The sequence below is a fragment of the Rhizobium sp. Root149 genome (genome assembly GCF_001427345.1).
Classification (GTDB): Bacteria; Pseudomonadota; Alphaproteobacteria; order Rhizobiales; family Rhizobiaceae; genus Neorhizobium; species Neorhizobium rhizoryzae.
Window position 1 is genome coordinate 248,974 of sequence record NZ_LMGD01000022.1, and the last position, 12,390, is coordinate 261,363.

Below are 12,390 nucleotides of genomic sequence, written 5' to 3' on the forward strand. Positions count from 1 at the left end.
ATGCCTTACCGAATTCCAATCTGCTCCAGATCATAATGCGTGGTCTGGTAGATCTCGTTGATCCAGTTGCCGAAAAACAGATGCGCATGGCTGCGCCAGCGGTTCTGCGGCGTCAGTGTAACATCGTTGTGCGGGAAATAGTTATGCGGCATCTTGATCGGCACGCCTGCGTTCACATCCCGGAAATATTCGTCCGCCAGCGAGGTGGAGTCATATTCCACATGGTTGAACATGTAGAGCCGGTTGCCGCGCTTCTCATGCACGAGGCAAACGCCCATCTCATCGGATTCCATCAGGATTTCCAGACCCGGCACCTTTTCGATATCGGCTCGGCGCACCTCCGTCCAGCGTGAGACCGGCACCTGGAAATCATCCGAGAAGCCGTTGAGATAGATGGAGGACGGGCAGAGATTGCGGTGACGATAGACGCCGAACGCCTTCGCCTTCAACTCGTGCTTCGGCACCTTGTGGAAGTGATAGATGGCCGCCATTGCGCCCCAGCAGACATTCAGCGTTGAATGGACATTGGTTTCCGTCCAATCGAAGATCTGCTGCATCTCGTCCCAATAGGTAACATCTTCATACTGCAGCGTTTCGACCGGCGCGCCGGTGATGATGAAGCCATCGAACTTGCGGTGCCTCACCTCTTCCCAGGTCTCGTAGAAGGACAGAAGGTGCTCTTCAGAGGTGTTCTTCGCCTTGTGGCCACCGATCCGTACAAGAGAAAGCTCTACCTGCAGGGGAGAAGCACCGACCAGACGTGCCATCTGCACTTCGGTCTTGATCTTGTTCGGCATGAGGTTGAGCAGGCCGATCTGCAGCGGACGGATATCCTGCCGCACGGCCACCGTCTCGGTCATGACCCGAACGCCTTCATTGACCAACGTCTCGAAAGCGGGAAGCGTATCTGGAATCTTGATCGGCATGGTTTCAACTCGACAAAAACAAAAAAACCGGTGGCGATAGTCGCGACCGGTCCGGGGAAAAGGATTTGTCTCTCTTCTCGCGGCCCTTTAGCGACTTATTTAACGTGGCTGCAAGCCGACCGGCCAAATCACCACGATGAGCCTTCTAAATAGGCCCTTATTCCGCCAAGGTCAATGAGGGTTGGAGACCGCACTTCCCCGCCTACCGCACTTCCCCGCCTACCGCTCGCGCCTCGCCATGAACGCCAACCGCTCGAAGAGATGCACATCCTGCTCGTTCTTGAGCAGGGCACCGTGCAGCTTCGGCAGAGCGTTCTTGACGTCGGCGCGCAGATCGTCCGGATCGACATCGTCGGACACCAGAAGCCGGATCCAGTCGAGCGCCTCGGATGTTGAGGGCTTCTTCTTCAGCCCCGGCATCTCGCGGATTTCGTAGAACTGGGTCAGGGCCGCGCTCACCAGTTTCTGCTTGATGCCGGGATAGTGCACTTCCACGATGCGCGACAGCGTCTCGGCATCCGGAAAGCGGATATAATGGAAGAAGCAGCGCCGCAGGAAGGCATCCGGCAGCTCCTTCTCATTGTTCGAGGTGATGATGACAATGGGCCGCACCTTGGCTTTCACGGTCTCGCCTGTCTCGTAGACGTGAAATTCCATGCGGTCGAGTTCCTGAAGAAGGTCGTTTGGGAACTCAATGTCGGCCTTGTCGATCTCGTCGATCAGAAGCACGACCTTTTGTTCTGCGGCGAAGGCCTGCCACAGCTTGCCGCGCCTGATATAGTTGGAAACCTCGTTGACGCGCGGATCGCCCAACTGGCTGTCGCGCAGGCGCGAAACGGCATCATATTCATAGAGCCCCTGCTGCGCCTTGGTGGTGGATTTGATATTCCACTCGATCATGTCCAGACCGAGCGCCGCCGCCACCTGCCGCGCCAGTTCGGTCTTGCCGGTGCCGGGTTCGCCTTTCACCAACAACGGGCGTTCCAGCCGGATCGCGGCATTGACGGCCACCATCAAATCCTTGTCGGCTATGTAGTCGGCGGTTCCGGTAAACTGCATCTCTCATTCTCCCTGCTGGCCGCGAACCTAATAAGTGAGATGACGTGAAGCAAGAGTGCCGGAAAACCGGCGAATCCCGCTTTCCTTCTACCCCGCGAATAGGCTATGGGCAGACCCCATGAGCACACCGACATTTTCCATTCTTCTGGGCGGCAACATTACCGTGACGGACCGGCTGCGTGCCGTGACGAAAGGCAGCCGCGTGATCGCCGCCGATAGCGGCATTCGCCATGCGAGCGCGCTGGGCCTCACACCGGAAATATGGGTTGGCGATTTCGACTCCAGTGACGATGCGCTGAAGGCCGCCTATCCGAAGATCGAGCGCCGCGCTTACCCTGCCTCCAAGGCGGCGACCGATGGCGAAATTGCCATTGCGGAAGCGATTTCACGTGGCGCGGAACGGTTGATTCTCGTTGGTGCGCTCGGCGGCGAGCGATCGGACCATGTGCTGCAACACTATCTCTCGGCCCTCAGCCTTGCTGAAGACAATTTCGAGGTCATGCTGACCTCTGGCGAGGAAGAAGCCTTCCCGCTGTGCAATGATGCGGGAATGGAGCTGGACCTGCCCAAGGGTTCGCTGTTTTCGGTGCTCGGCTTTACGGTGCTGGAAGGATTGACCATCCGCAACGCGCGCTATCCTCTGAAGAATTTCAAACTGACTTTCGGCTCCTCCCGCACCATCTCGAATATTGCGGAAGGGATGATTTCGGTCACGCTCTCCAAGGGTCGCGCCATGCTGCTGGCCCGCCCCTATGACATGACCGGAGCCTGACGCACATGGCACCTCCCATTCTCAAGCTCGATGACATTCGTTTAAGCTTCGGTGGCACGCCGCTGCTCGACGGCGCCAACTTTCAGGTCGAGCCAGGCGACCGTATCTGTCTTGTGGGCCGCAACGGTTCAGGCAAATCCACCCTGATGAAAATCGCTGCAGGGCTCGTGGAAGCGCAATCGGGCGAAGTCTTCCGCCACCCTTCCTCCACGATCCGCTATCTGGAGCAGGCGCCGGATTTTGCCGGCTACACGACGGTGCAGGCCTATTGCGAGGCGGGACTGGGACCGGGTGACGACCCGTACCGCGTAACCTACCTGCTCAGCCATCTGGGCCTGACGGGTGAGGAAGATCCGCGCCGTCTGTCCGGTGGCGAGGCTCGCCGTGCGGCACTTGCCCGTGTCATGGCGCCTGAACCCGACATCCTGATGCTGGACGAGCCGACCAACCATCTGGACCTGCCAACCATCGAATGGTTGGAAGGCGAAATGCTGAAGAGCCGCAGTGCGCTGGTTCTTATCTCGCACGACCGCCGCTTTCTGGAAAAGGTTTCGACCGCCGTCGTCTGGCTGGATCGCGGCACCTCCCGCCGCATGGATCGCGGTTTTGTCCATTTCGAAGCCTGGCGCGATGAGGTGCTGGAAGCCGAAGAGCTGGAACAACACAAGCTGGGGCGGCAGATCGAGCGCGAGGAGCACTGGCTTCGCTACGGCGTGACGGCACGCCGCAAGCGCAATATGCGCCGTCTTGGTGAACTGCAGAGCCTGCGGGCGGAATACCGCGGCCATCGCGGTCCGCAAGGCACCATTCAGGCGAGCGCCACCGAAGGCAAGGAAAGCGGCAAGCTGGTGATCGAGGCGGAAGCCATCACCAAGCGGTATGAAGAGCGCCAGATCGTAGCACCTTTCTCCATCCGCGTTCATCGTGGCGACTGCATCGGTCTTGTAGGCCCCAATGGCGCAGGCAAGACGACGCTTCTGAAAATGCTGACAGGACAACTGGAACCTGATTCCGGCACGATCAAGCTCGGCACCAATCTGGAAATCGCGACGCTCGACCAGAAGCGCGAGGACCTGAACCTTGAAGATACGCTGAGTCACTACCTGACAGATGGACGTGGCGAGAACCTGCTGGTGAATGGCGAGCAGCGCCATGTCGCTGGATACATGAAGGACTTCCTGTTCCAGCCGGAGCAGATGCGCACGCCGATCCGCAACCTCTCCGGTGGCGAGCGCGCGCGCCTGATCCTGGCCCGCATCATGGCACGGCCCTCGAACCTGCTGATCCTCGATGAGCCGACCAACGACCTCGACATCGAGACGCTGGACCTGTTGCAGGAAATCGTCTCCGGCTTCAGCGGCACCGTCATCCTTGTCAGCCACGATCGTGACTTCCTCGATCGCACCGTGACATCCACCATCGCGCCGGCAAATCCGGAAGCGCCTGACGGACGCTGGATTGAATATGCCGGCGGCTATACGGACATGATGGCGCAGCGCAAAGGCGCGCTGGAGGAAAAGCGCAAGGCCGAGAAGGAGAAGGTCAAGGCGGAAGCCGCTTCCGCACCCGCTCAAGCCTCGGCACCCAAAGCGCAGGGCAAGCTTTCCTACAAGCAGAAGTTTGCGCTCGAAAAGCTGCCGAAAGAGATGGACAAGATCGGCAAGGACATTGCGGCCCGCGAGGCCAAGATGGCCGATCCAAATCTCTTCACGAAGGATCCGGCTGCCTTCAACCGCCTCGCCTCAGAGATGGAAGCCTTGCGCACCAAACTGACAGCCATGGAAGAAGAATGGCTGGAGCTCGAAATGCTGCGGGAAGAGCTGGAAGGCTAAACTCGCTTAAGTTTATGTTAAGATTAATGTTTCGTTAGTTTTCCGGATTCGAGTCACGTCCCGGAACAAATCCCATATTGGCACGTTCGGAGGCTACAGGGTCGGAAATGCGGTTCCGGCTATGTTAGCGTTCAACGAAGGGATGTCCCCATGTCGGCTCAAGTTATGCGTCGTCGGCTGGAAGATACAGCCATGAATCAACGAGTCCTGATTGTCGAAGATGAATTTCTGATCGCTCTCGATATCGCCGAGACCATTGAGGAAATGGGATTGACGGTGGCCGGTTTTGCCAGCGGTCGAGACCATGCTTTGGCGCTGGCCCCGCACGCGGATATCGCCTTCGTCGACGTCAATCTGTCCGATGGTGCCACCGGTCCCTCCATCGGACGCGAGCTGGCAGAGCGGTTCGGGATCACCGTCGTCTTCATGACGGCTAACCCGGAACAACTGGAAGGTCAGGACGTGCGCCCGCTCGGTGTCCTGACGAAGCCCGTCATGCCGCATATCCTGCAAGATACCGTTTCCTATGCCATTGCAAACCGCATCGGCAGCATTGCGGCTATGCCCCAGCAGTTGCGGACATTGACTGCTGCCAATCGATAAGCGCGGACCGCTTGCCAAACAGCGGGCCGCCCGATACATGTTTCGACGCTCTAACGGGGTGCCATGAAGATGGCTGAGAGGTTTTCCATCTGGAAGCCAACCCGCGGAACCTGATCCGGTTAACACCGGCGGAGGGATTAGACCGTTCAAATCGACGCCTATTCCCTGAACTCTTTTGGTCGAGGTGGCGTTGATGAAATCTCCCCTAGCAATTGTTTGTGGTCTTCTCGGTCTGTTGCTGGCACCGACCAGCAACGCTCAGGAAGCGAAAAGCCTCACAGTCTATACCTATGAAAGCTTCATCTCGAAGTGGGGCCCCGGACCGAAGGTCAAGGCGGCTTTCGAGAAGACATGTGGCTGCACGGTCACCTTCGTCGGCGTTTCGGATGGCGTGGCACTGCTGACGCGGCTGAAGCTGGAAGGTCAGACGTCGAAGGCCGATATTGCCCTCGGCCTCGACACCAATCTTATTGAAGAAGCCAAGCAGACAGGCCTTTTTGCACCCCACGGCATCGACACGACCTCTGCCAAGGTTCCCGGAAGTTTCAAGGACGACGTCTTCGTTCCCTATGACTACGGGCATTTCGCCGTCGTCTACGATACACAAGTCCTGAAAACGCCGCCAAAGAGCCTGAAAGACCTGGTTGAGGGCGATGCCTCGCAGAAAATCGTGATCCAGGATCCACGCACGTCAACACCCGGTCTTGGCCTGCTTCTCTGGGTCAAATCGGTCTATGGCGACAAGGCACCAGAGGCGTGGGCAAAGCTGAAGAACCGCGTTCTGACAGTCACGCCCGGTTGGTCGGAAGCCTATGGCCTGTTTACCAAGGGCGAGGCGCCGATGGTGCTCTCCTATGTCACCTCGCCCGCCTATCACATGGTCGAGGAAAAGACGGATCGCTATCAGGCTGCGAAGTTCGAAGAGGGACACTACATTCAGATCGAAGTGGCGGGCATGCTGAAGGCAAGCCAAAACCAGGATCTGGCCCGCAAATTCCTCTCCTTCACGCTATCCCCCGAGTTTCAGGGGATCATTCCAACGACAAACTGGATGATGCCAGTCGCGCCGACATCGAGCCCCCTGCCGGACACCTTTTCCAAACTGCCGCAGCCAGAAAAAACCTTTCTGATGCCATCAGCCGAGGTTGCCAAGAATCGTCAGGCCTGGATTCGCGAGTGGCAGACGGCCATGAGCGCAAAGTAAGACCGAATGCTGACACGGTCTGAACAGCAGCGCGGGCTGGCGGGTGGCGTTGCGGCCCTGACCGTCATCGCTTTGCTCGTTCTGGTTCCTGTGGCAGTTCTTCTGGCATTCGCTCCCACCGGTCTCGTCCAGGGCAGTGTGGTGGACGACTATACCCTCAGCCTGCTGCGTTTCACATTGTTGCAGGCTACCCTTTCCACTGCGCTTTCCCTGTGTCTTGCGCTGCCGGTCGCCTTGGCACTGGCTCGGCAGACGAAATTCCCCGGGCGTATCTGGCTCGTGCGCCTCATGGCCGTGCCCATGGGACTGCCTGTTCTTATAGGTGCGCTCGGCCTCATTGGCATCTTCGGGCGACAGGGACTTGTGAACAAGGCGCTCCAAGCTTTGGGTCTTGAGCAACCCATCAGCATCTATGGCTTGAGCGGTATTCTGATAGCCCACGTCTTTTTCAACCTGCCGCTTGCAACACGCATGATGCTGGCGGCCTTGGAGCGGCTGCCCCAGGAATACTGGCGGTTGACGGCAAGTCTCGGCATGAGGCGGTTGTCTATTCTTCGTCATGTGGAGCTACCCGCTCTTATGCGTGTCATTCCGGCGACCAGCGGGCTTATCTTCATGCTCTGCGCCACCAGTTTCACGCTGGTGCTGGTTCTAGGCGGCGGCCCTGCCGCCACGACGCTTGAAGTAGCGATCTATCAGGCACTGCGTTTCGATTTCGATCCGCCGCGCGCAATTGCCCTGGCTTTAATGCAGATCGCAGTGACGACAGTCATATTGCTCTGCTTGAACCTGCTGCCGAAAGCGGAAGACACGGCCCTCGGCGAAGGACGATTGTGGAACCGCTACGATGGCCGCTCGCGCCTTGCCCGCAGCAGCGACGCCATCATCATTCTCCTGGCCGCCGCTTTTCTGATCCTGCCGCTTGCGATGATCCTCGTGTCCGGGCTGTCGGCTGACCTTTTGCGACTCGCCCTGGAACCAGATTTCCGGCAGGCACTGCTCACAAGTCTTTCCATTGCATTCTGCGCAGGCGCGTCAGCGGTCACCATCGGTTTCGGGATCATTGGCGCCGATCATGTGCTCTGCGCTCGAAGAACCAGCTCCCGGGCCTCTCGCGTGCTTGGGTCAAGCCTTTCGGCAGCATCTTCCCTTGTGCTGCTCGTGCCGCCGGTGGTGCTGGGAACCGGGTGGTTCCTGTCACTGAGGCCCTTCGGCGATGTCAATTTTTTCGCACCAGCAATTATCGCCGCGATCAACATGCTGATGGCGCTTCCTTTCGTGATCCGCGTGATCGAGCCTGCCATTCGAACCCATGCAGCACAGACGGACAGGCTCTGCGCCCATCTTGGCCTGGCAGGCTGGGCCCGCTTCCGGATCGTCGATTGGCCGGTCCTCTTCAGGCCAGCCTTGACGGCACTCTCCTTTGCCATGGCGCTCTCGCTGGGCGATCTGGGGGCCGTGGCGCTCTTCAGTTCACAGGATCTGCTAACCTTGCCGTGGCTGGTCTACAGTAGCATGGGCAGCTACAGAACGGCGGATGCTGATGGGTATGCGCTGCTGCTGGGCATGGTCTGCCTGGGCTTCACGATCCTTGGCACCGTAGGCAACAGGCGACAGAGATGAGCAAACACAGTCCCGGTCTCGAGATGCGCAATGTTCGCTTCAACCTCGGAGCGACGAAATTCCACTTCGACTGCTCTGTCAGACCGGGCATCATAACCGCCATCACGGGACCATCCGGATCAGGCAAATCGACGTTCCTGAATCTCCTTGCCGGTTTCGAACAGCCGGATAGCGGTGAGGTCATCATCAATGGCCATGATCTATCGAACGCACATCCCGCCGAGCGGCCGATCTCCCTTGTATTTCAGGATAACAACCTCTTCACCCATCTCGATCTCTTCACCAATATCGGCCTTGGAATCGATCCGGCCCTGAAACTGACCGCGCAGGACAGGCGCGCGGTCGGTGATGCACTGGATTGGGTAGGACTATCAGGCATGGAGAAGCGCAAACCCGCGACCCTGTCCGGCGGTGAGCGGCAGCGGGTGGCCTTCGCCCGCGCTCTTGTACGCAAGAAACCGCTTCTGTTGCTGGACGAGCCATTTGGGGCGCTGGACCCTGCCCTTCGTGCGGACATGGGAACTCTGCTGCTGAAACTGCATCGCGAAACTGCCAATACCGTGCTTCTCGTCAGTCATAACCCGGATGATATCAGCCGTCTGGCGCAGAACGTCATCCATATCGAGAACGGCGAAGTTGTACAGCGCCTCTAGAGCTTGGTGAAATCTTGCAAAGGTTCACGAGACGTTAACTCCGGCGCCACATTTTAGACTTGCATCAATGCGATGCCGCAATGCAAGAAAAGAGCGGAATGATGTTTGCCCTTTCGCCGCTAACTACTTAAGTAAGTTGAGGCGGTTCACGGAGAAACATCTTGCCATCCGCATATTCGCAGGAGATCGCGGCAAGGGTCGCAGGATGCGCCGGATGGCGGGCTTGGAAGCATGATATTTCCGATTGAAGGTTCCAGCATCACCGGGGGAGACTGCCCCGGACAGGCACTTGCAGCAACCCGCACCTCCCGGAAGCGGCACGGATACCGCGCGCTCGTCTCCATGCTTGCCGCAGCGACGCTTCTGACGAGCTGCCAGTCCATCCTGGACCAAAGCTACCAGGCCGATCTGAAACCCTCCACCAACCCGCAGATCGTCGATACGGTCCAGAAAAACGATCCTCGAGCCGCCATGGGGGCACGCGAACATCCGCGCATTCTGGCAAGCTACGGCGGCGAATATCACGATGCCAAGACGGAAAGGCTGGTTGCGCGTATCACCGGCGCACTGACCGCGGTATCAGAAAACCCCAATCAGTCGTATCGCATAACCATTCTGAACTCGCCGGCCATCAATGCGTTTGCGCTACCAGGCGGCTATCTTTATGTAACCCGTGGCCTGCTGGCGCTGGCAAATGACGCCTCGGAGGTCGCCGCTGTACTCAGCCATGAAATGGCGCATGTGACCGCCAATCACGGCATCGAGCGACAGAAGCGAGAAGAGGCCGAAGTCATCGCGAGCCGTGTCGTGGCTGAAGTTCTTTCCAGCGATCTGGCCGGCAAGCAGGCTCTTGCCCGTGGCAAGCTGCGTCTCGCAGCCTTTTCCCGGCAGCAGGAACTGCAGGCGGATGTGATCGGCGTGCGTATGCTGGGTGAGGCCGGTTACGATGCCTATGCCGCAGCACGTTTTCTGGACAGCATGGCTGCCTACGCCCGCTTCTCCTCGGTAGATCCGGAAAGCGACCAGAGCCTGGACTTTCTGTCCAGTCACCCCAACGCGCCGCAACGCGTGGAACTGGCGCGCCAGCACGCACGCGCTTTTGGGCAGGAGGGAACCGTCGGCGACAAGGGGCGCGATTACTACCTCAACGGCATCGATGGACTTCTCTACGGCGACAGCCCGGAGGAAGGCTATGTTCGCAACGAGACCTTCCTGCATGCAGGCCTTGGCATACGTTTCGATGTGCCGGAAGGCTTCCGGATCGATAACAAGGCCGAAGCCGTACTGGCAACCGGACCGGATGAGACGGCTATCCGCTTCGATGGCGTCGAAGGCAGCGATACGCAGAGCCTGACCAACTATCTGACAAGCGGCTGGGTTGCTGGCCTGCAGCCGAATACCGTTCGAGACATCACCGTAAACGGCCTGCCTGCCGCCAATGCGAAAGCCTCTGCGGAACGGTGGGATTTCGATGTGACCGTAATCCGCATGGACAAGCGGATCTTCCGATTCCTGACAGCGGTGCCAAAAGGCAATTCAACCCTCCAGGCGACGGCTGAAACGATCCGCAACAGCTTTCGCAAGATAACCCCTCAGGAAGCGGCGGATCTGAAGCCGCTGCGCGTTCGTGTGGTGACGGCTCAACAGGGCGACACGATAACCACGCTGTCTGCCAGAATGATGGGAACTGACCGTAAGCTTGACCTGTTTCGTGTTCTGAACGCGTTGCCCACAGGCGCGTCGATCACACCCGGCCAGCGCCTGAAGATCATTTCTGACTGATCCGCACCTCCAGTCTTTGTGTATACAGCAGGGAGCCATTCAGTCCGACCGAAAGGGGAATTCGCTGCAAATTTCACTAGCCGCTTGACAGAATGTATACATTGAGCAAACCTTCTCATTAAGAGGAGTGATGCACATGTCAAAACCAACTTTCCCGCTGAACGCCTGGTATGCCGCTGCCTATGATGTAGAGTTGAAGCGGGCACTTCTGCCACGCACCATCTGCAACAAACCGGTTGTCCTCTATCGCAAGAATGACGGAACGCCCGTCGCGCTTGCCGATGCCTGTTGGCACAGGCTGGTGCCGCTCTCCTTGGGCAGGCTGGAAGGTGATAATGTGGTCTGCGGCTATCACGGCCTGGAATTCGACGACACCGGCCGCTGTGTATACATGCCGTCTCAGGACACCATCAATCCATCAGCCTGCGTGAAGTCTTACCCGATTGCCGAAAAGCACCGCTTCATCTGGATCTGGCCGGGCGACCCCTCTCTTGCAGATCCTCTCCTCATACCCGACCTGCATTGGAACAAGGATCCGGACTGGGCCGCAGACGGAAAGCTGATCGAGGTCAAATGCGATTACCGACTGGTCGTCGACAATCTGATGGACCTGACGCACGAGACCTTTGTGCACGGCTCTTCGATCGGCAATCGCGCTGTGGCTGAGGCACCCTTCGACGCGAGCCACTCCGATCGATTCGCGTACATCACCCGCTGGATGGAAAACATCGATCCGCCGCCCTTCTGGCGCAAGCAGTATGGACGCCCCGGCAAGGTCGACCGTTGGCAGATCATCCGCTTTGAGGCCCCTTGCACTGTGACCATTGATGTCGGCGTAGCCGAAGCCGGCACCGGTGCCCCGCAGGGTGATCGTTCAAAGGGCGTGAACGGTTACGTGCTGAACACGATTACGCCTGCGACCGACAAAACCTGCCTCTACTTCTGGGCCTTTGCCCGAAACTACGATCTCGGCAATCAGGCGCGCACACACGAACTGCGCGAGGGTGTTGCGGGCGTGTTCCGCGAGGATGAGGTGGTGCTGGAGGCTCAGCAGAAGGCAATCGATGCCAACCCTGACCATCGCTTCTACAATCTCAACATTGACGCCGGATCAATGTGGGCCCGAAAGCTCATTGACCGCATGATCGATGAGGAAACGAGACCAAAGGTCGTGGCGGCAGAGTGACGAGTGGCATGGAAGCGGAACGCGAGCCGAAACAGCAGAGCGCAAAGGCCCTGCTTGCCTTGCGAGATCTCGTCCTCACCGGCGATGTGGAACCAGGCGAGCGCCTCTCGGAAGTCGCATTGGCCCAGCGTCTCGGTGTCTCGCGCACTCCGTTGCGCAGCGCCCTGCAGCGACTTGAACAGGAAGGTCTGGTCTGCCTGATCCCGTCCGGCGGCTATGCGGTGCGATCCTTTAGCAGGCAGGAGGTCTTCGATGCGATCGAACTTCGCGGCGTGCTGGAGGGAACTGCAGCGCGGCTGGCCGCAGAGAGGGGCGCACCGGCAAGTCCCCTGAGAGCGATGCACGAGGTTGTTCGCCAACTCGACCTCGTGATGCAGGTTGGTGCTCATGACGTGGATTTCGAGCGTTATGAAGTCCTGAACGGTGACTTCCATCGCCTTCTATGGAACCTCTGCGGCAGTGAAGTTCTCATGCGGGAAATCGAGCGGATAGCATGCCTGCCCTTCGCCAGCCCGAATGCTTTCGTCAACACGCAGTCGGATGTACCTGCGTTTCACCGCACGCTCATTGTTGCACAGACCCAGCACAAGGCCATGCTTTCAGCGATAGAGCTGCGTGAGGGGTCTCGTGCCGAAGCCATTGCGCGCGAGCATGCCCGGCTTGCGCGTCAAAATCTGGATTTCGTTCTGGAGGAGCAGCCTGACCTGCGCCGCAAGGTAGTGGCTCTGGCCTTGATGTCGGGCTGAAAGA

Annotated in this window: 11 protein-coding genes and 2 riboswitches; of the genes, 9 read left to right on the forward strand and 2 right to left on the reverse strand. The window is 58.7% G+C overall.

Annotation, left to right across the window (positions count from 1 at the left end):
* Positions 1-5: 5 nt before the first annotated feature.
* Together metA and ASD54_RS19460 are read right to left on the reverse strand one after the other, a co-directional pair.
* Positions 6-926, reverse strand: a complete 921-nt coding sequence (gene metA, locus ASD54_RS19455; protein WP_062556203.1) for a homoserine O-succinyltransferase — start codon at positions 924-926, stop codon at positions 6-8.
* 67 nt (positions 927-993) lie between these two features.
* Positions 994-1,071, reverse strand: a riboswitch (SAM riboswitch).
* A 74-nt stretch (positions 1,072-1,145) separates the two neighbouring features.
* Entirely contained in the window at positions 1,146-1,985 is an 840-nt protein-coding gene (locus ASD54_RS19460; protein WP_062556204.1) for a MoxR family ATPase, read from the reverse strand.
* A gap of 118 nt (positions 1,986-2,103) precedes the next feature.
* Here ASD54_RS19460 and ASD54_RS19465 point away from each other — a divergent pair, with 118 nt between their 5' ends.
* From ASD54_RS19465 to ASD54_RS19505, 9 genes are all read left to right on the forward strand, one after another.
* Positions 2,104-2,757 carry a thiamine diphosphokinase gene (locus tag ASD54_RS19465; RefSeq protein WP_062556205.1) on the forward strand — a complete coding sequence of 218 codons (654 nt, stop codon included), beginning with the start codon at positions 2,104-2,106 and terminating at the stop codon, positions 2,755-2,757.
* A 5-nt stretch (positions 2,758-2,762) separates the two neighbouring features.
* Positions 2,763-4,589, forward strand: a complete 1,827-nt coding sequence (locus ASD54_RS19470; RefSeq protein WP_062556206.1) for an ABC-F family ATP-binding cassette domain-containing protein — start codon at positions 2,763-2,765, stop codon at positions 4,587-4,589.
* Between the two features lie 150 nt (positions 4,590-4,739).
* Positions 4,740-5,192, forward strand: a complete 453-nt coding sequence (locus tag ASD54_RS19475; protein ID WP_062556207.1) for a response regulator — start codon at positions 4,740-4,742, stop codon at positions 5,190-5,192.
* Between the two features lie 44 nt (positions 5,193-5,236).
* Positions 5,237-5,346: riboswitch (TPP riboswitch) on the forward strand.
* A 39-nt stretch (positions 5,347-5,385) separates the two neighbouring features.
* Positions 5,386-6,396 (forward strand): thiamine ABC transporter substrate binding subunit, encoded by a 1,011-nt coding sequence (gene thiB / locus ASD54_RS19480; RefSeq protein ID WP_062556304.1) that lies wholly within the window; start codon positions 5,386-5,388, stop codon positions 6,394-6,396.
* Positions 6,397-6,402: 6 nt separating this feature from the next.
* The gene (thiP, locus tag ASD54_RS19485) at positions 6,403-8,019 is read left to right on the forward strand and encodes a thiamine/thiamine pyrophosphate ABC transporter permease (RefSeq protein WP_062556208.1); all 1,617 of its coding nucleotides are present in this window, start codon (positions 6,403-6,405) and stop codon (positions 8,017-8,019) included.
* A gap of 23 nt (positions 8,020-8,042) precedes the next feature.
* Positions 8,043-8,672 (forward strand): ATP-binding cassette domain-containing protein, encoded by a 630-nt coding sequence (locus tag ASD54_RS19490; protein WP_244484805.1) that lies wholly within the window; start codon positions 8,043-8,045, stop codon positions 8,670-8,672.
* Positions 8,673-9,014: 342 nt separating this feature from the next.
* Positions 9,015-10,454 (forward strand): M48 family metalloprotease, encoded by a 1,440-nt coding sequence (locus tag ASD54_RS19495; protein ID WP_156379308.1) that lies wholly within the window; start codon positions 9,015-9,017, stop codon positions 10,452-10,454.
* Between the two features lie 136 nt (positions 10,455-10,590).
* Positions 10,591-11,640, forward strand: coding sequence for an aromatic ring-hydroxylating dioxygenase subunit alpha (locus ASD54_RS19500; protein ID WP_062556210.1), 1,050 nt, complete (start codon positions 10,591-10,593; stop codon positions 11,638-11,640).
* 8 nt (positions 11,641-11,648) lie between these two features.
* The gene (locus tag ASD54_RS19505; RefSeq protein ID WP_062556211.1) at positions 11,649-12,386 is read left to right on the forward strand and encodes a GntR family transcriptional regulator; all 738 of its coding nucleotides are present in this window, start codon (positions 11,649-11,651) and stop codon (positions 12,384-12,386) included.
* The last annotated feature ends 4 nt before the right edge of the window (positions 12,387-12,390 follow it).